The following is a 16,640-nucleotide window of genomic DNA, read 5'->3' as shown; positions in this document are numbered from 1 at the left end:
TTCCTTTCGAATGAGCTGCGCGACGATGCGTCAGCGCCCGGCCCAGGCAATCGCTCTTTCCAGGATCCGCTTCAGCGTGGCGCGGATCGGCGCGGCGAATGCCGGGTCGTAAGGCACCGGCCAATTGTCGGGCGTACTTTTGCCCTCGGGCTCGCGCATATAGCCGCGGTTGGACAGTTCCATCTGCAGCGCATGAACGCCGTTTTGCGGCTGGCCGAAATGGCGCGTGATCCAGCCGCCTTTGAAGCGGCCGTTGACGACAAAACTCTCGCCGGTCTCGGCGAGGATCTGGCCGACCATTGCCTGCAAGCCCGGGTCGGCGCTTTTGCCGTCATTGGTGCCGAGGTTGAACACCGGCAGAGTGCCTTCGAACAGCCGCGGCAGCATCGAGCGGATCGAATGGCAGTCATAGAGGACGATCTTCCGGTGCACGGCGCGCAGCCTGTCGATCTCGGCCTGCATGGCGGCATGGTAAGGCACAAAGTACTTTTCGCGGCGCTCGTCGACCTCCGAGGCATCAGGTTCTTCCCCGACACGATAGAGCGGATCGCCGTCGAAGGTCTCGGTCGGGCACAGGCCGGTGGTTGCCTGGCCGGGATAGAGCGAGACGCCGGAGGGATCGCGATTGACGTCGATGACGGTGCGCGAGATCGCGGTATGCACCACCGTCGCGCCGAGGTCTTCGGCAAAGTCATACAGCTTGTCGATCCACCAGTCGGCGTCGCGGCGGCCGAGCCAAGGCGACACCAGCCGGCTCTCAAGGCCGGCGAGATCGATGCCGGTGTGCGGGATCGAGACCAGCAGGGGGGCGGTGCCGCGCTTTACAGTGAGCCAGGAGGGCACGTTCATGAATGGTCTCCCTGCGCTGGCGCTTTGCGGCGACCTATAGAGGCGCACATCCTCACGACGCGATTCCCGGCAGCGCCACCGCGCCCGCTGCCTTCACGGCAGCGCCGCTGCGCACCATGGCGATGGCCTTTTCCATGTCGGGGTGGAAATGCCGGTCATTGTCGAGATGCGGCACTTCGGCCCTGACCAGCCTGCGTACCGCTTCGAGCGGCGCACTCGATGCCAGCGGCGCATGGAAATCGCAGCCCTGCGTGGCGGCCAGCAATTCGATACCGATGACGGCCGTCGCATTCTCGATCATGCCGATCAGCCGGCGCGCGCCATGTGCCGCCATCGAGACGTGGTCTTCCTGATTGGCCGAGGTCGGGATCGAATCGACACTGGCCGGATAGGCCTTTTGCTTGTTTTCCGAGACGAGTGCCGCCGCCGTCACTTGCGGGATCATGAAGCCGGAATTCAAGCCTGGCTTCGGGGTCAGGAAGGCCGGCATGCCCGACAGCGCCGGATCGACCAGCATGGCGATGCGCCGTTCCGACAGCGAGCCGATCTCGCAGACGGCGAGCGCGATCATGTCGGCGGCGAAGGCGACCGGCTCGGCGTGGAAATTGCCGCCGGAAAGTGCTGAGTCGTCCTCGGCGAAGATTAGCGGATTGTCGGTGACGCCGTTGGCCTCGGTGCCCAGCGTGCCGGCGGCCTGGCGCAGCACGCTGAGCGCTGCACCCATCACCTGCGGCTGGCAGCGCAAGCAGTACGGGTCCTGCACGCGTTCGTCTCCGACCCGGTGCGATTCACGGATGGCACTGCCGGCCATCAGGTTGCGCAGCGTCTCTGCCGTCTCGATCTGGCCAGGATGCCTCCTGAGCAGGTGGATGCGCGGATCGAAGGGGGCGTCGGAACCCTTGGCGGCATCGGTCGAGAGCGCACCGGCGACCAGCGCCGACTGGTAGAGCACTTCGGCGTCGAACAAGGCGGCCAACGCATAGGCGGTCGAGAACTGCGTGCCGTTGAGCAGCGCCAACCCTTCCTTGGCGCCAAGCGTGACCGGCTCCAGCCCGTGCGAGACAAAGGCGACCTTGGCCGGGAACCGGCCATGCGGGGTAAAACATTCGCCGACGCCGATCATCACCGCTGTCATGTGCGACAGTGGCGCAAGGTCGCCGGATGCGCCGACCGAGCCTTGCGCCGGCACCACCGGAATGACGTCGTTGGCGAGCATCGCTTCGAGCAGCTCAATGGTCTGCGGCCGCACGCCGGACGCGCCCTGCGCCAAGCTGGCCAGCTTCAGTGCCATCATCAGCCGGCAAACAGCGACCGGCATCGGTTCGCCGACGCCGGCGGCATGCGACAGCACGATGTTGCGTTGCAGCGTCTCGAGATCGGCGGCGGGGATACGGACGCTGGCCAATTTGCCGAAACCGGTGTTGATGCCATAGACCGGCTCACCCTTGGCGACGATGCGGGCAACGGCCTCGGCGCTGGCCTTGATCTTTGGCCAGCAGGCCGCGTCCAGCTTCGGCATGGCGCCACGATAGATTTCGCGCCAGTCGGCCAGCGTCGTGTTGCCCGGCTTGAGTCTGAGTTCACTCATTGTCCCCTCCAGATGCGGGCATGCAGCGGGTTGAAGCCCATGCGGTAGACGAGCTCGGCCGGGCGCTCGATGTCCCAGATCGCCAGGTCGGCCGATTTCCCAGCCTCCAGCGTGCCGGTTCGTCCGAGCAGTCCGAGCGCACGGGCGGCCTCGCGGGTGACACCGGCAAGGCATTCGTCAACAGTCAGACCAAACAAAGTCGCCGCCATGTTCATGGTCAGCAGCAGCGAGGTCAGCGGCGAGGTGCCGGGATTGCAGTCGGTGGCGACCGCCATTTTGACGCCATGCTGGCGAAACAGGCCGATCGGCGGCTTCTTGGTCTCACGGATGAAATAGTAGGCGCCGGGCAGGATCGTCGCCACGGTCCCGGCCCTCGCCATCGCCGCCGCACCTGCCTCGTCAGTGTATTCGAGATGGTCGGCCGACAGGGCGCCATAGCGCGCCGCAAGTTCCGCGCCGTGCAGGTTGGACAATTGGTCGGCGTGGAGTTTTACCGGCAGGCCTGCTGCTTTCGCCGCGTCGAACACGCGAGAAATCTGCTCGGGCGAAAAGGCGAGGCCCTCGCAAAAACCATCGACCGCGTCGGCCAGGCCCTCGGCGGTGACGGCCGGCAAAATCTCGTTTGCGACCAGATCGATAAACGCGTCCTTGCCGCCTTTCGCTTCAGGCGGCAGGGCATGCGCGCCGAGGAAGCTCGTTGTTACCGTTACTGGACGGTTTTCGCCCAAGAGCCGCGCGGCGCGCAGCGATTTCTTCTCGTTTTCGAGATCGAGCCCGTAGCCCGACTTGACCTCGATGGTGGTGAGGCCTTCAGCGATCAGCGCGTTGAGGCGCGGCAGCGACTGCGCAACCAATTCCTGCTGGCTGGCAGCGCGCAGCGCCTTGACCGACGAGACGATCCCGCCGCCGGCCCTGGTGACCTCTTCATAGGTGGCGCCGGCCAGCCGCATCTCGAATTCGTTGGCGCGATTGCCGGCGTGGATCAGATGAGTATGGCAGTCGATCAGGCCGGGTGTGATCCAGCGGCCTTCGCAATCGACAATCTCGGCGTTCTGGCTGAACGCTGCCGGCATGTCGGCTTCCTGGCCGGCATAGACGATCAGACCATCGCGCGCGACGATCGCGCCGTCTTCGACGATACCCAGTCCGGCGGCGCTGTCGGCCATGGTCGCCAGTCGCGCATTGCGCCAGAGGCGGATCTCCCCTGCCCGGCTTTTGCTCTCTCCAGCCATCATCTTTTCCGTTTCAATCGGCGGTGGTTATGTATATACATATTGAAACGCACTGCAAGTGGTATCATTGCACGGGACACTGGGAATCGGAGAGAAAAACGTGACGGCGATCTTTGCGGAACAGGCGCTTCTGCCCGACGGCTGGCATTCCAATGCCCGGATTGTCCTCAGTGATGGCCACATCACCACGGTCGAGCCGAACACCGCATCCCAGCCCGGTGACGAACGCCATGCCATTCTGCTGCCAGGCATGCCGAACCTGCACAGCCACGCCTTCCAGCGCGGCATGGCCGGTCTAGCCGAGTTGCGCGGCACTTCAGCCGACAGTTTCTGGAGCTGGCGCGAGGTGATGTATCGCTTCGCGCTGTCGATGACGCCGGATCAGGTCGAGGCGGTCGCCGCGCAGCTCTATGTCGAGATGCTGGAGGCTGGGTTCTCACGCGTCGGCGAGTTTCACTATCTGCATCACGACCGCGACGGCCAGCCTTACGCCAACGTCGCCGAAATGGCCGACCGCATCACCGCCGCGGCTGCCGACACCGGCATCGGGCTGACGCTGCTGCCGGTCTTCTATGCACATTCCTCTTTCGGCGGCGCAGCGCCGAATGAAGGCCAGCGGCGATTCATCAACGATATGAATCGGTTCTCGCGGCTTGTTGAGAAATGTCACGAAACCGTTCGCACCTTGAATCACGCGGTCGTCGGCATCGCCCCGCACAGTCTGCGCGCCGTGACACCGGAGCAGTTGGAAAGCATCGCGACAATGGCACCCGGCGGACCGATCCACATCCACATCGCCGAGCAAGTGAAGGAGGTGGAGGACTGCCTTGCCTGGTCCGGGGCGCGGCCGGTCGAATGGCTGCTCGCCAATGCCAGGGTCGACAGTCGCTGGTGCCTGATCCACGCCACCCACATGACCGAGACCGAGACGGCGGCCATGGCGAAAAGCGGAGCAATCGCCGGCCTCTGCCCGATCACCGAGGCCAATCTCGGCGACGGCACCTTTGCAGCACCTTTGTTCAAACAGCATGACGGCCGCTTCGGCGTCGGCTCCGACTCCAACGTGCTGATCGGCCTGCCGGACGAATTGCGGCAGCTCGAATATTCGCAGCGCCTCGCCCACCGTGCCCGCAACCTGCTGGCGGTCGCCGGCGGTTCGACCGGGCGCGCACTGTTCGATGCCGCGCTCGACGGCGGCAGCGCAGCGCTCGGCGCAAGTCCCTCGCGGATCGCCGCTGGCGCCCCAGCCGATTTCATCTCGCTCGATGGCAAGCACCCGTCGCTTGCCGGCAAGACGGGCGATGCAGTGCTCGACACCTGGATCTTCGCCAACGGTTCCAAGGTCGATTGTGTCTGGGTGCATGGCAAGAAACTGGTCAGCAGTGGCAGGCACGCAAGGCGCGATTTTATTGCCGAGCGTTTTCGCAAGGTGATGACGGCGCTTTCGGCATGAGCATGATCCAGACAATGGATGCGGACGGCGGCGAGCCCCTCTCGCTGCATCAACGCATCCTGTCCGACATCAGCGAACGAATCCTGTCCGGCGCCTGGGCGCCCGGCCACCGCATCCCGTTCGAGCACGAGCTGACGGCCGAGTACAAATGTTCGCGCATGACGGTGAACAAGGCGCTGTCGCAGCTTGCCAAGGCGGGGCTGATAGAGCGCCGCCGCCGCTCTGGCAGCTTTGTCCAGCGGCCGCAGTCGCAAGCTGCGGTGTTGGAAATCCATGACATCAGGATCGAGGTCGAGGCGCTCGGCCTGCCCTATCGCTACGAGCGTGTGGCACGACATAAAAGACGCAGCAGCGCCGAGGATCGCGCCTTGCTGGAACTCGACTGCAACGGGCCGGTGCTGGCGCTGGAATGCCGGCATTTCGCCGGCAAGCGGCCGTTCGCCCACGAACAGCGGCTGATCAACCTGGCCGCTGTGGCCGAGGCCGCCAACGAGGAATTTTTTGCCGTCGCGCCTGGGCCGTGGCTGATCGCCCGCGTGCCATGGAGTGCCGCCGAGCACCGCATCCGCGCCGTCGCCGCCGACAGACACATTGCGACCGCACTCGAAATCGAGTCCGGCGCCCCCTGCCTGGTGGTCGAGCGACGGACATGGAGCGCCGAGCACCCGGTCACCCATGTCCGTTTCACCTATGCGGCCGACAGCCACACGCTGGTCGCGCGGTTCACACCGTCGCAGGGGTAACCCTCCCCTCGAGGGCCCTCGAGGGGGAGGGTAAAGAGCCGCATCTCAAATGGCGGCGGTAACGATGATCTCGACCAGGTATTCCGGCCCGGCAAGCTTGGCCTCGCCGGTGGCGCGGGCCGGGGTATGGCCCTGTGGCACCCACTTGTCCCATGCCGCGTTCATCTCGGCAAAGGTGCTCATATCGGCCAGCCAGATGATCGCCTGCAGGATCTTGGTCTTGTCGGTGCCGGCCTTGGCCAGCAATTCGTCGATGGCCGCCAGGATGTCCCTGGTCTGGGTGCCGACGTTTCCGCCTGGTTCGCCGACCTGACCAGCCAGATAGACGGTGTTGCCATGGATGACGATCTGGCTCATGCGTGGGCCAACATCGATGCGACGAATGCTCATTGGACGTTTCCTTCCTTTGTGGGTCGCGCCTCTTTAGAGTCGCGGTTCGCTGGCGGCAAGGTTGCATGAGCGAATCCTCTTGAGCCAGCAGGCGTGGGGCGAAAATAGGCACACGCAAATTGCTCCGGTCGCCGCAATTCCGCCGGATTGACTTGTTGATTAATGTAATAACATCACATATCCACCCCGCTGCCGTACTAGTGGTGTCCCACGGATCGTCACATGACCAAAACCTGCCTGACATTCCGCGACCTGACGCTGGGCTACAACAGCCATCCGGCGATCCATCATCTCGATGGCACAATCCGCCGCGGGTCGCTGACAGCAGTCGTCGGCGCCAATGGATCGGGCAAGTCGACCCTGATGAAGGGTATCGTCGGCGTGTTGAAGCCGATGGCCGGCACGGTTGTCCGGGCGCCCGGCGTGCGCGCCGCCTATCTGCCGCAACAGTCGGAACTCGACCGCTCCTTTCCCGCCCGGGTCGTTGATCTGGTTTCGCTCGGCCTGTGGCCACGGCGCGGGCTGCTCGGCCGCTACACCAGGGAAGATCGCGAATCGGTCAGCCAGGCGCTGATGGCCGTCGGCCTCGGCGGCTTCGAGAAGCGCCCGATCGACACGCTGTCGGGCGGCCAGCTGCAGCGCACGCTGTTCGCTCGCGTGCTGCTGCAGGACGCCGATCTCATTCTGCTCGACGAACCGTTCAACGCCGTCGATACCAAGACCGTCGGCGACCTGATCGCACTAATCAAGCGCTGGCATGGCGAGGAACGCACGATCCTGGTTGTCGTCCACGATCTGGAACTGGTGCGCCAGAACTTCCCCGAGACGCTGCTGCTGGCGCGCCAGCCAATCGCCTGGGGCGAAACCAGGGAAACACTGCGGCCGGAAAACCTGTTGCGCGCGCGCCGCTTCCACGAAGCCTGGGAGGAGAACGCGCCCTGGTGCGAGCCGGACAAACACGGTGATCACGGTCACGGCCCCGGGCACGACCTTGGGCACAACCATGCGCACGACCATCATCACGGCTCCGGGCCGCGGGCAGCATGATGGACACGCTCTACGGTCTTCTCGTTGCTCCGTTCGCCGAATTCGCCTTCATGCAGCGGGCGCTTGCCGGCTCGCTGATGCTGTCGCTCGGCGCCTGCCCGGTCGGCGTGTTCCTGATGTTGCGGCGCATGAGCCTTTCCGGCGACGCCATGGCCCACGCCATCCTGCCGGGTGCTGCCGCCGGTTTCCTGTTTTATGGGCTGGAAATCCTGCCGATGACCATCGGCGGGCTGATTGCCGGCATCATCGTCGCGCTCGGCGCCGGCGCCGTCTCGCGCTTCACCATCCAGCGCGAGGACGCTTCGATGGCGGCCTTCTACCTGATTTCGCTGGCGATCGGCGTGCTGATGGTGTCGATCCGCGGCTCCAGCGTCGATCTCATGCATGTGCTGTTCGGCACCGTGCTTGCGCTCAACAATGAAGCGCTGACACTGATCGGCGGCATCGTGCTGGTCACGCTGGTCAGCCTCGCCATCTTCTGGCGGGCGCTCGTCGCCGAATGTCTCGACCCGCTGTTCCTGCGTTCGGTCAGCCGGCTGGGCAGCCCGGTGCATTTCATCTTCCTCGGCCTCGTTGTGCTCAACCTGGTCGGCGGCTTCCAGGCGCTCGGCACGCTGCTATCGGTCGGGCTGATGATGCTGCCTGCGGCTGCCGCCCGCTTCTGGACCATGCGCGTCGAGCCGATGTGCGTGCTGGCGGTGCTGATCGGCTTTGCCTCTTGCGTCGCCGGGCTGCTTTTGTCCTACCACGTGTCGCTGCCTTCCGGCCCGGCCATCATCCTGTCGGCCGGCGTTGTCTATTTTGCCTCGATCCTGTTCGGCACGCGCGGCATCCTGCACGCCCGCATTATCCATCACCGCCACAGAACCGCCTGATCCCAAAGGAGTGCTGTCCATGCTGAAATCGATCCGCGCCGCCCTGGCAGTGGGCGTTATGACATTGTCAGCCTTTGGCGCGTCGTCGGCCCTCGCGGAGCCGTTGAAAGTGGTCGCCAGCTTCACGATCATTGCCGATTTCGCCAAAAATGTCGGCGACGACCGGATCAATCTGACCACCATCGTCGGGCCGGATGGCGATGCCCATGTCTACGAGCCGAGCCCGGCTGACGCGGTGGCGATGGCGGGTGCGGATGTGGTGCTGGTCAACGGCCTGCATTTCGAAGGCTTTTTGCAGCGCCTGGTCGACGCCAGTGCCTCCAAGGCGACGATCGCCGTTTTGACCAGGGGCGTCACGCCGATCAACTTCAAACCCGAATTCGCCGATGCCGACGCCGCTGAAGGCGCCCATACTAATGGCGAGACCGATCCGCATGCCTTCCAGTCGATCGCTAACGCCAAGATCTATGTGAAGAACATCGCCGATGCCTTCTGCACCGCCGACGCTGGGGGTTGCGACAGCTACAAGGCCAATGCCGCCGCCTATACCGAGAAACTCGACGTGCTTGAGGGCGAAGTGCAGGCGGCGATCCAGTCGATCCCGGAAGAGAAGCGCGTCGTCATCACCTCGCATGACGCCTTCGGCTATTTCGAGAAGGCCTATGGCCTCACCTTCCTGGCGCCCGAAGGGGTGTCGACCGAGTCGGAGCCGTCCGCTGCCGACGTCGCCAAGCTGGTCAGCCAGGTGAAGCAGGACAAGGCGGCGGCGGTCTTCATCGAGAACATCACCAACGCGCGGCTGATCGAGCAGATCGCCAGCGAGACCGGCACCAAGGTTGGCGGCACGCTTTATTCGGATGCGCTGTCGCAACCCGACGGCCCGGCATCGACCTATATCGACCTGATGCACAACAACATCGCCCAGATCAAAGGCGCGATCCTCGGAAGCTGATGCCTTCCTGGCCAGCCGGGCCGCGCCGGCTCTGTTGGATTCTCCGTCGAAAATAACTATCTGCGCAGTGGGATTTCATTCTGCGCGGATTGCCGATCTCGTCGGGGAGTCTTAAAGACTGCGGCCAAACCAGTTTTGCGAGGAAATATGGAATATCGTCAGATCACCGAGGACTATTCGGTCTCCGGCCAGATCCAGCCCGAAGAAGTCGCCGCCATCAAGGCCGCCGGCTTCAAGAGCGTCATCTGCAACCGGCCTGATGACGAGCAGCCCGGCCAGCCTTCGGCGGACACCGTCAAAGCGGCAGTCGAAGCCGCCGGGCTTACCTTTCGCTACATCCCGGTCGTCAGCGGCCAGATCACCGCCCAAAATGTCGAGGACCAGGCTGAGGCGCTCGATGAGCTCGAAGGCCCGGTGTTCGCCTATTGCCGTTCCGGCGCACGCTGCACCAACCTTTTTGGGCTGATCCAGCAGTCGAAGGGCTAAATCGGCAGCGCGCCGGTTTCCTTCAGCGTTTCCAGCACGATCGCCGTCTTCACATGCTGCACGGATTCGTGCGGCAGGAGCACGCCGTTGACGAATTCCGACAGCGATTTCAGGTCGGGCGTCACCACTTTCAGGATGTAATCCATCTCGCCGGTCAGCGCGTGCGCCTCCTGCACCTGCGGCAACCGCGCCACCAACTCGCCGAAGCGCCGCGCATTGTCACGGTTGTGGGTGGCGAGCGTCACCGAGATGACGTTGACCAGTGAGAAGCCGAGCTTGTCGCGGTCGAGCACCGCGCGATAGCCCCTGATATAGCCGTCCTCCTCCAGCCTCTGGCGGCGGCGCGAACATTGCGACGCCGACAGGTTCACCCGTTCCGCCAAATCGTTGTTGGTCAGCCGTGCGTCGCCCTGCAAGAGAGCCATTATCTTGCGGTCAAACTGGTCTATGCGCGCCTCATCCATGATTTTTTCATCCACCATGCACAATTCCCGCATGATTTATTCGTTTAAAGCGTTTGAATGCAAGCACCATGCGCCTGCTCCGCGCTATAGTAGCGTCAAAATGGCCCTTTGCGGCCAAGCAGCTTAGGAGGACAACACCATGGGTCCCTTCCCGCACGATGCACCGCCCGCAACGATCAGCAAGGCCAATCCCGCCGGCACCGACGGCTTCGAATTCGTCGAGTTCGCGCATCCCGAACCGGAAAAGCTCGCCGAGCTTTTTACCCGCATGGGCTATGTACCGGTAGCCAAGCACCGCACCAAGAACATCACCGTCTGGCGGCAGGGCGACATCAACTATGTCGTCAATGCCGAACCCGGCTCGCATGCGATGAAATTCGTCGACAAGCACGGCCCCTGCGCTTCCTCGATGGCCTGGCGGGTGGTCGATGCCAAGCACGCGTTCGACCATGCTGTCGCCAAAGGCGCCACACCCTATGAAGGCGCCGACAAGGCGCTCGATGTGCCGGCGATATCAGGCATTGGCGGCTCGCTGCTTTATTTCATCGAGGTCTACGGCGACAAAGGCTCGGCCTACGAAGCCGAATTCGACTGGCTGGGCGAGCCCGACCCGAAGCCGGAAGGCGTCGGCTTCTATTATCTCGACCACCTCACCCACAATGTCTATCGCGGCAATATGGACAAATGGTGGGATTTCTATCGTGACCTGTTCGGCTTCAAGCAGATCCATTTCTTCGACATCGACGGCAAGATCACCGGCCTGGTCAGCCGCGCGATCACCTCGCCCTGCGGCAAGATCCGCATCCCGCTCAACGAGTCCAAGGACGACACCAGCCAGATAGCCGAATATCTGAAGAAGTATAATGGCGAAGGCATCCAGCACATCGCTGTCGGCACGGACGAGATCTACGGCGCCACCGACAGGCTGGCAGCCAACGGGCTGAAGTTCATGCCCGGTCCGCCGGAAACCTATTACGAGATGTCTCATGCCCGCGTGCACGGCCATGATGAGCCGATCGAGCGGATGAAAAAGCACGGCATCCTGATCGACGGCGAAGGCGTGGTTGACGGCGGCACGACCAAGATCCTGCTGCAGATCTTCTCGAAAACCGTAATCGGGCCGATCTTCTTCGAATTCATCCAGAGGAAGGGCGACGAGGGTTTTGGCGAGGGCAATTTCCGTGCGCTGTTCGAATCGATCGAGCAGGACCAGATCAAGCGCGGGGTGTTGAAGGTGCAGGCGGCGGAGTAGGCGACGCCTATTTGGCCAAGCCGGCGGCCTTGCGCAGAATGTCGTTGATGCGGCTCTGCCAGCCGGGACCGCCGGCGCGAAAGCGAGCGACCACATCGCTGTCGAGGCGCAGCGTCACCTGTTTCTTGGGATTGTCGAGCGCCGGCCGCCCGCGCGAACGGCGAATGCTTTCGGCGAGGTCCGGAAATACTTCAGCGAAGGGACGAGCGTTTCGAAAATCCTCCTCTGTCCATTCCGGATTGTCCGAAACGGCATCCCAATCTTCCTTGCTGTAGCCGCGCCCCGGTTCGAATTTTGTCTGCAGCTTAGGTTTTGTCATTGTACAACCTTCCTTCAGCCGGGTTGGCCGGGCGCATCGAAATGATTGAGATGCCCTCGGAGCCGAGCCGGACAAAGATCACGGCAACGACGCCGTCAATCATCCGACCAATTGCCATGAGACGACCAGCTTTGGCCGCCCAGATCGTTGACGTAAGGAAAATTCGTCATCCAGCGCGGCAAAATCCAACCCGTGTTTCTCGATGTTGGCCAACCGTTTCCAGACGATCTTCATCCGAAATTTATGTACCTACAATAATTAAGTCAAGAATTTTCGTAACTACAATTAATTGCCGCCATCAATCGCCAACCGCTCGAGCTCCGCTCTCCTCAGCTTCAGATCATAGTCGAGGAAGAATTCGTCGAGCTGCGGCGGCTTTACCGAGGTGCCGGACAGCATGGCGTGCACCTGGCCGCGATGATGGATGTCGTGGATGAAGAGGTGGGCGAGCAGATCGCTGATGCGCTCCGTTTTTCCGTCCTCGCGCCGGTCGGTGATGACACGGCGGTCGAGATCGGCCGCCGACAAATGATCGCAAAAGGCGATCAGTCGCCGGTCGGATGCGCCCTGGGCGTCAAACAGCGCTTGTGGTTCATCGAACGGCACGAAATCGTCATGGGCCGCGGCGCCAACGTCGCCCTCTTCGAGAAAATCGAGATAGAGATGATCGACCGCCAGGATGTGGTTGAGCGTTGCCATGATCGACGGAAAGAAGCTGGTTCGCTCGGCTTCGAATTCGCCGGGCTCAAGCTGCAGCACAGCGCTATACAGCCGGTCGTTCGACCAGAGATTGTTGCGCGCCATGCGGCTGAAATGGTCCAGCAGGTTCATCGTTTCAGACGTCCTCCCAGTGCAATCTTACCTGATGTATTTCTCGACCTTCTGCTCGATCGCACCAAAAATCGAATGTCCGATCCTGTCCTTCATCTCTATGCGTACCGTATCGCCAAGGCGCAGGAACGGGGTCGTTGGTTCCCCGGCCTCTATCGTCTCGATCATGCGCAACTCGGCAATGCAGGAATAGCCGGCGCCGCCCGCCGCGACAGGCTTGCCAGGGCCGCCGTCGAGCTTGTTGGAGACCGTGCCCGAACCGATGATGGTGCCGGCGGCCAGCGGCCGGGTTTTCGCGGCATGCACAATCAGCGCCGGAAAATCGAAGGTCATGTCCACGCCGGCGTTGGCGCGGCCGAACGGCTTGCCGTTGAGATCGACCAGCAGCGGCAGGTTGACCTTGCCGCCATCCCAGGCCTCGCCAAGTTCGTCCGGCGTCACCGCGACGGGCGAAAACGCCGAGGACGGCTTTGATTGGAAGAAGCCGAAGCCCTTGGCAAGCTCTGGCGCGGTGAGGGAGCGCAGCGTGACGTCATTGACCAGCATGACCAGCCGGATCGCGGCTCTTGCCGCATCGAGGCTTGCGCCTATCGGCACATCGTCGACGACGACAGCGACTTCCCCTTCCATGTCAACGCCAAGAGCCTCGTCGACCGTGCGGATCGGATCACGCGGCGCGATGAAACTGTCCGAACCACCCTGGTAGATCAGCGGATCGGTCCAGAAGCTTGCCGGCATCTCGGCGCCGCGCGCCTTCCGCACCAGTTCGACATGATTCACATAGGCAGAGCCATCGGCCCACTGGTAGGCGCGCGGCAACGGCGAATGGGCATCATGCTCGTGAAAGCGCGCTGACGGCACCGCATTGTTCTCCAGCGATTCCGCTATTGTCGCCAGATGCGGCGCGATCCGGTTCCAGTCGTCGAGCGCCGACTGCAACGTCGGCACCAGAAACGAGGCATCGGTGAACCGCGTCAGGTCGCGCGAGACGACGACCAGCTTTCCGTCGCGCGTCCCGTCCTTCAATGTGGCAAGCTTCATGCGGTTTCCTCTCCTGATGCGGCTTTGGTGCCGCTTTGAATTTTGTTCTTATGATCTCTTCCGAAAACCGGTTCTCACTTTTCGCTAACGCGGTCCTTCGGTTCGGGATCATGCTCCAGTCCCACAACAAGGCCGTCGTGGGCAATCGTCAAGTCTCCGGCCCATGTTTTCCTGACGGCGGCGATCCAGTCGGCCTCGCCGATCTCGGGATCATCGGCCGGGATGAGGTGGTTGAGCACCAGTCTTTTGGCTCCTGCGTCACTGGCGATGCGCCCCGCCTCCTCAGCAAAACTATGGCTGGCGAGCAGATGCTCCCTCAGCCGCGCGCCATTGCCGGTTTTCGCGACGAGCCGCTCGATGCCGTCTTCCAGCATGGCTTCATGGACGAGAATGTCGGCGCCTTTGGCGAAATCCGCCAATGGCGGAAAGAACGCCGTATCGGCGGAAAACACCACGCTCTGTCCGGCATGCTCGAAGCGCAGCGCAAAGCAGTCGTTCACCGGCGGATGGTCGACGCGCAGCGCCAAAACCTTCAGGCCGCGCTCCTCCATCACCCGGCCTTCGCCGAACTCGATGATCGAAACCAAATCTGCGATATCAAGCCGGCCTTCGTCGACTATGCGTATCTCGATGTCGAATTCCATCGCCTGGCAAAAGCGCTGCCAGTAATGGCCGGTGCCGGGCGGGCCGAACACGGTGACCGGTGTCGCCAGACCCGCCGTCCAGGCGGTGTGGATCAGCGGACCGAGTTCCAGCACATGGTCGGAATGCAGATGCGTGATGAAGACCAGGTCGAGCGACTTCAGGCTGATGCCGGTCTCGGCCAGCCCGTGCGTCACGCCAAGCCCGCAATCCACGACGATGGTACGTCCGCCGAATATCAGCAGCGACGAACTCGGCCACCGACCGCCCGGCCGGAGCGCCGGGCCGCCCTTCGAGCCCAGCAGCACCAGCCGATCCCGCATTGGATCAGCGCTCAAGACCAGTCGCCCTCGGGCGTGCCGTTGAAGCGCTTCTTCAGATCGGCCCAGCAGTCGATGTAATTGTCCTGCCGGGTTTCAACCTCGGCGGCGTAGCGGGTCAGCATCTGTGGGAATCGCGTCTCGAACATGAAGGCCATGGTGTTGTCGAGCTTGACCGGTTTCAGATCCGCGTGGAAGGCTTTTTCAAAACCTGTTGCGTCAGGCCCGTGGGCCAGCATCAGATTGTGCAGGCTGATGCCACCGGGAACGAAACCCTCTTCCTTGGCGTCGTACTGGCCGTGGATCAGGCCCATGAACTCGCTCATGATGTTGCGGTGATACCAGGGCGGGCGAAACGTGTTTTCGGCCACCAGCCAGCGCGGCGGGAAGATGACGAAGTCGATGTTGGCGGTGCCCTCTTCGCCGCTCGGCGCGGTCAGCACCGTGAAGATCGACGGATCGGGATGGTCGAACAGGATGGCGCCGACCGGCGAAAACGTTGCAAGATCATATTTGTAGGGCGAGTAGTTGCCGTGCCACGCCACCACATCCAGCGGCGAATGATCGAGTTCGGTGACATGAAACTGGCCGCACCATTTCACGATCAGCCGGCACGGCGTCTCCTTGTCCTCGAACCAGGCGCAAGGTGTCTTGAAATCGCGCGGATTGGCCAGGCAATTGGCGCCGATCGGGCCACGATCCGGCAGCGTCAGCTTGGCGCCGTAGTTCTCGCAGACATAGCCGCGCACTGTTTCATCGACCAGTTCGACCTTGAACACGAGGCCGCGCGGCAGCACGGCGATCTCGCCCGGTCGCAATTCGATGACGCCCATCTCGGTGACGAAGCGCAGCGCGCCCACTTGCGGCACGATAAGCAACTCGCCGTCGGCGTTGAAGAAATGGTCGTCGGCCATCGATCGGTTGGCGACATAGACATGGGCGGCCATGCCGGTCTGGCCGAGCACGTCGCCGGCGGTGGTGATCGAGCGCATGCCGGCAATGAAGTCGGTGGGTTCCTTCGGCATCGGCACCGGGTTCCAGCGGTACTGGCCAAGCGCCAGTTCGTGATCGCCGACATTCGGCGCGCTTTTCCACAGCGGATAATCCGCCACCTTGAAGCGGCCGGTGTGCCGGACGCTCGGCCTGATGCGATAAAGCCAGGAGCGCTCATTGGTGCCGCGTGGCGCGGTGAAGGGCGAGCCCGAAAGCTGCTCGGCATAAAGGCCGTAGGCCGGCCGCTGCGGCGAATTCCGCCCTTGCGGCAGCGAACCGGGCAAAGTCTCGGTTTCGAAGTCGTTGCCGAACCCCGGCATGTAGGAAAAGGCCATGGCATCCTCCCTGGATTGACCAAATTGGTTTCATTTGTAACCATCGAAAATGTAACTATCAATCGTGATGGAGCAGACCATGGAGGCTGACACCCTCGAACTTGAAAGCTTCCTGCCCTACCGGCTCTATCGCCTTGCCGATGCTGTCAGCCGCGAATTTTCCAGGGTTTACAAGGACCGCCACGGCCTGACGCGGCCCGAATGGCGCACGCTGGCCGGTCTCGGCCAGCACGGCACGATGACGGCAACAGCGCTCGGCGAACAGTCGGCCATGCACAAGACCAAGGTTTCGCGCGCCGTCGCCGAGCTCGAACGGCGCCGCTGGCTGACGCGAAAACCTGATGAAAAAGACCGCCGTGTCGAGCACCTGACGCTGACCAACGCGGGCCTTGCCGCCTATCGCGAGATGGTGCCGTTGGCAAAAGCGTTCGAGCGGGACTTGCTGGGAAGGCTGAACGCGAGCGAGCGAGCGGCGGTCACGGAAGGGATGGCGGCACTTAAGGGGGCATTGGATAGATCAACGACGCAGCTATGAAACTGCTACGCAGCGATCCTGCCCACCCCTCTAACGTTTCCGGAACGGCACCCGGCCAACACTCACCAGTCCATCACCACCTTGCCGGAATTGCCGCTCTTCATCGCATCGAACCCGGTCTGGAAGTCGTCCACTCCGATGCGGTGGGTGATCAGCCCACTGACATCGAGCGGACCCTGCACCAGCGCGATCATCTTGTACCAGGTCTCGAACATTTCGCGGCCATAGATGCCCTTGAGATGCAGCATCTTGAAGATGACCTTGTTCCAGTCGATCTCGAAGCCGGTCGGCGC

At 62.8% G+C, this 16,640-nt stretch carries 18 protein-coding genes and 2 pseudogenes; 8 read left to right on the top strand and 12 right to left on the bottom strand.

Annotated features, from left to right (window positions below; genetic code table 11):
- Positions 1 to 30 precede the first annotated feature (30 nt).
- The 3 genes from hutG to hutI are packed head-to-tail and all read right to left on the bottom strand — an operon-like array spanning position 31 to position 3,669.
- Positions 31 to 849 (bottom strand): N-formylglutamate deformylase, encoded by an 819-nt coding sequence (gene hutG / locus AC0L3D_RS23705; protein WP_473645973.1) that lies wholly within the window; start codon positions 847 to 849, stop codon positions 31 to 33.
- A 52-nt stretch (positions 850 to 901) separates the two neighbouring features.
- A complete protein-coding gene (hutH, locus tag AC0L3D_RS23700) occupies positions 902 to 2,437 on the bottom strand; it encodes a histidine ammonia-lyase (protein ID WP_473629749.1) in 1,536 nt (511 codons plus the stop codon).
- On the bottom strand, positions 2,434 to 3,669 hold the full coding sequence (gene hutI, locus AC0L3D_RS23695; RefSeq protein WP_473629748.1) for an imidazolonepropionase: 1,236 nt from the start codon (positions 3,667 to 3,669) through the stop codon (positions 2,434 to 2,436). The genes hutH and hutI overlap by 4 nt, the downstream gene beginning before the upstream one ends.
- 100 nt (positions 3,670 to 3,769) lie before the next feature.
- On the opposite strand from hutI, the gene AC0L3D_RS23690 reads away from it, so the two are divergent.
- Positions 3,770 to 5,122 carry a formimidoylglutamate deiminase gene (locus AC0L3D_RS23690; protein WP_473629747.1) on the top strand — a complete coding sequence of 451 codons (1,353 nt, stop codon included), beginning with the start codon at positions 3,770 to 3,772 and terminating at the stop codon, positions 5,120 to 5,122.
- On the top strand, positions 5,119 to 5,865 hold the full coding sequence (gene hutC / locus AC0L3D_RS23685) for a histidine utilization repressor (protein ID WP_473629746.1): 747 nt from the start codon (positions 5,119 to 5,121) through the stop codon (positions 5,863 to 5,865). The genes AC0L3D_RS23690 and hutC overlap by 4 nt, the downstream gene beginning before the upstream one ends.
- Before the next feature lie 45 nt (positions 5,866 to 5,910).
- On the opposite strand, the gene AC0L3D_RS23680 is transcribed toward hutC, so the two are convergent.
- Positions 5,911 to 6,255: a RidA family protein gene (locus AC0L3D_RS23680; RefSeq protein ID WP_023803210.1), complete on the bottom strand. Its 345-nt coding sequence runs from the start codon at positions 6,253 to 6,255 to the stop codon at positions 5,911 to 5,913.
- Positions 6,256 to 6,477: 222 nt separating this feature from the next.
- Between AC0L3D_RS23680 and aztA the strand changes: the two genes are divergently transcribed.
- The 4 genes from aztA (at position 6,478) to AC0L3D_RS23660 (ending at position 9,615) form a co-directional block, all read left to right on the top strand.
- Complete coding sequence (gene aztA, locus AC0L3D_RS23675) at positions 6,478 to 7,302, top strand: zinc ABC transporter ATP-binding protein AztA (RefSeq protein WP_473645971.1); 825 nt, start codon at positions 6,478 to 6,480, stop codon at positions 7,300 to 7,302.
- A complete protein-coding gene (gene aztB, locus AC0L3D_RS23670; protein ID WP_473645984.1) occupies positions 7,302 to 8,177 on the top strand; it encodes a zinc ABC transporter permease AztB in 876 nt (291 codons plus the stop codon). Before aztA ends, aztB begins: the two co-directional genes overlap by 1 nt.
- Positions 8,178 to 8,196: 19 nt before the next feature.
- Positions 8,197 to 9,129: a zinc ABC transporter substrate-binding protein AztC gene (gene aztC / locus AC0L3D_RS23665; protein ID WP_473645970.1), complete on the top strand. Its 933-nt coding sequence runs from the start codon at positions 8,197 to 8,199 to the stop codon at positions 9,127 to 9,129.
- Between the two features lie 147 nt (positions 9,130 to 9,276).
- A complete protein-coding gene (locus tag AC0L3D_RS23660) occupies positions 9,277 to 9,615 on the top strand; it encodes a protein tyrosine phosphatase family protein (RefSeq protein ID WP_287257746.1) in 339 nt (112 codons plus the stop codon).
- Here the strand turns inward: AC0L3D_RS23660 and AC0L3D_RS23655 are convergent.
- Positions 9,612 to 10,079 carry an Lrp/AsnC family transcriptional regulator gene (locus AC0L3D_RS23655; RefSeq protein ID WP_473629780.1) on the bottom strand — a complete coding sequence of 156 codons (468 nt, stop codon included), beginning with the start codon at positions 10,077 to 10,079 and terminating at the stop codon, positions 9,612 to 9,614. The two genes, AC0L3D_RS23660 and AC0L3D_RS23655, sit on opposite strands and share 4 nt — an antisense overlap.
- A gap of 139 nt (positions 10,080 to 10,218) precedes the next feature.
- Between AC0L3D_RS23655 and hppD the strand changes: the two genes are divergently transcribed.
- Complete coding sequence (hppD, locus tag AC0L3D_RS23650; protein ID WP_128170248.1) at positions 10,219 to 11,331, top strand: 4-hydroxyphenylpyruvate dioxygenase; 1,113 nt, start codon at positions 10,219 to 10,221, stop codon at positions 11,329 to 11,331.
- Positions 11,332 to 11,338: 7 nt separating this feature from the next.
- On the opposite strand, the gene AC0L3D_RS23645 is transcribed toward hppD, so the two are convergent.
- The 6 genes and pseudogenes from AC0L3D_RS23645 to hmgA all read right to left on the bottom strand — a co-directional run bounded on the left by AC0L3D_RS23645 (position 11,339) and on the right by hmgA (position 15,812).
- Positions 11,339 to 11,650 (bottom strand): BrnA antitoxin family protein, encoded by a 312-nt coding sequence (locus AC0L3D_RS23645; protein WP_023803217.1) that lies wholly within the window; start codon positions 11,648 to 11,650, stop codon positions 11,339 to 11,341.
- Positions 11,637 to 11,884: pseudogene (locus AC0L3D_RS23640) on the bottom strand (BrnT family toxin). The gene AC0L3D_RS23645 and the pseudogene AC0L3D_RS23640 overlap by 14 nt, the downstream one beginning before the upstream one ends.
- 51 nt (positions 11,885 to 11,935) lie before the next feature.
- Positions 11,936 to 12,481 (bottom strand): DinB family protein, encoded by a 546-nt coding sequence (locus tag AC0L3D_RS23635; protein WP_473629745.1) that lies wholly within the window; start codon positions 12,479 to 12,481, stop codon positions 11,936 to 11,938.
- 27 nt (positions 12,482 to 12,508) lie between these two features.
- Complete coding sequence (locus tag AC0L3D_RS23630; protein WP_473629744.1) at positions 12,509 to 13,522, bottom strand: fumarylacetoacetate hydrolase family protein; 1,014 nt, start codon at positions 13,520 to 13,522, stop codon at positions 12,509 to 12,511.
- A gap of 74 nt (positions 13,523 to 13,596) precedes the next feature.
- Positions 13,597 to 14,487, bottom strand: a complete 891-nt coding sequence (locus tag AC0L3D_RS23625; protein ID WP_473645982.1) for an MBL fold metallo-hydrolase — start codon at positions 14,485 to 14,487, stop codon at positions 13,597 to 13,599.
- An 11-nt stretch (positions 14,488 to 14,498) separates the two neighbouring features.
- Entirely contained in the window at positions 14,499 to 15,812 is a 1,314-nt protein-coding gene (hmgA, locus tag AC0L3D_RS23620; protein WP_128176899.1) for a homogentisate 1,2-dioxygenase, read from the bottom strand.
- A 79-nt stretch (positions 15,813 to 15,891) separates the two neighbouring features.
- Here hmgA and AC0L3D_RS23615 point away from each other — a divergent pair, with 79 nt between their 5' ends.
- Positions 15,892 to 16,347, top strand: coding sequence for a MarR family winged helix-turn-helix transcriptional regulator (locus AC0L3D_RS23615; protein WP_287070675.1), 456 nt, complete (start codon positions 15,892 to 15,894; stop codon positions 16,345 to 16,347).
- Between the two features lie 62 nt (positions 16,348 to 16,409).
- Here AC0L3D_RS23615 and tdh read toward each other — a convergent pair.
- Positions 16,410 to 16,640, bottom strand: a pseudogene (gene tdh / locus AC0L3D_RS23610) (L-threonine 3-dehydrogenase); the annotation flags it as partial.

The sequence above is a fragment of the Mesorhizobium sp. WSM4837 genome (assembly GCF_055811435.1).
This window is presented reverse-complemented; position numbering and strand designations above follow the sequence as displayed.

What these genes read in the sequence shown, in the direction of transcription:
- aztB (WP_473645984.1), top strand. Translation starts at nt 7,302, where the DNA reads ATGGACACGCTCTACGGTCTTCTCGTTGCTCCGTTCGCCGAATTCGCC.
- hmgA (WP_128176899.1), bottom strand. Translation starts at nt 15,812, where the DNA reads ATGGCCTTTTCCTACATGCCGGGGTTCGGCAACGACTTCGAAACCGAG.
- aztA (WP_473645971.1), top strand. Translation starts at nt 6,478, where the DNA reads ATGACCAAAACCTGCCTGACATTCCGCGACCTGACGCTGGGCTACAAC.
- AC0L3D_RS23645 (WP_023803217.1), bottom strand. Translation starts at nt 11,650, where the DNA reads ATGACAAAACCTAAGCTGCAGACAAAATTCGAACCGGGGCGCGGCTAC.
- AC0L3D_RS23615 (WP_287070675.1), top strand. Translation starts at nt 15,892, where the DNA reads ATGGAGGCTGACACCCTCGAACTTGAAAGCTTCCTGCCCTACCGGCTC.
- hutI (WP_473629748.1), bottom strand. Translation starts at nt 3,669, where the DNA reads ATGGCTGGAGAGAGCAAAAGCCGGGCAGGGGAGATCCGCCTCTGGCGC.
- AC0L3D_RS23630 (WP_473629744.1), bottom strand. Translation starts at nt 13,522, where the DNA reads ATGAAGCTTGCCACATTGAAGGACGGGACGCGCGACGGAAAGCTGGTC.
- hppD (WP_128170248.1), top strand. Translation starts at nt 10,219, where the DNA reads ATGGGTCCCTTCCCGCACGATGCACCGCCCGCAACGATCAGCAAGGCC.
- hutG (WP_473645973.1), bottom strand. Translation starts at nt 849, where the DNA reads ATGAACGTGCCCTCCTGGCTCACTGTAAAGCGCGGCACCGCCCCCCTG.
- AC0L3D_RS23680 (WP_023803210.1), bottom strand. Translation starts at nt 6,255, where the DNA reads ATGAGCATTCGTCGCATCGATGTTGGCCCACGCATGAGCCAGATCGTC.
- hutC (WP_473629746.1), top strand. Translation starts at nt 5,119, where the DNA reads ATGAGCATGATCCAGACAATGGATGCGGACGGCGGCGAGCCCCTCTCG.
- AC0L3D_RS23635 (WP_473629745.1), bottom strand. Translation starts at nt 12,481, where the DNA reads ATGAACCTGCTGGACCATTTCAGCCGCATGGCGCGCAACAATCTCTGG.
- AC0L3D_RS23655 (WP_473629780.1), bottom strand. Translation starts at nt 10,079, where the DNA reads ATGGATGAGGCGCGCATAGACCAGTTTGACCGCAAGATAATGGCTCTC.
- AC0L3D_RS23660 (WP_287257746.1), top strand. Translation starts at nt 9,277, where the DNA reads ATGGAATATCGTCAGATCACCGAGGACTATTCGGTCTCCGGCCAGATC.
- aztC (WP_473645970.1), top strand. Translation starts at nt 8,197, where the DNA reads ATGCTGAAATCGATCCGCGCCGCCCTGGCAGTGGGCGTTATGACATTG.
- hutH (WP_473629749.1), bottom strand. Translation starts at nt 2,437, where the DNA reads ATGAGTGAACTCAGACTCAAGCCGGGCAACACGACGCTGGCCGACTGG.
- AC0L3D_RS23625 (WP_473645982.1), bottom strand. Translation starts at nt 14,487, where the DNA reads ATGCGGGATCGGCTGGTGCTGCTGGGCTCGAAGGGCGGCCCGGCGCTC.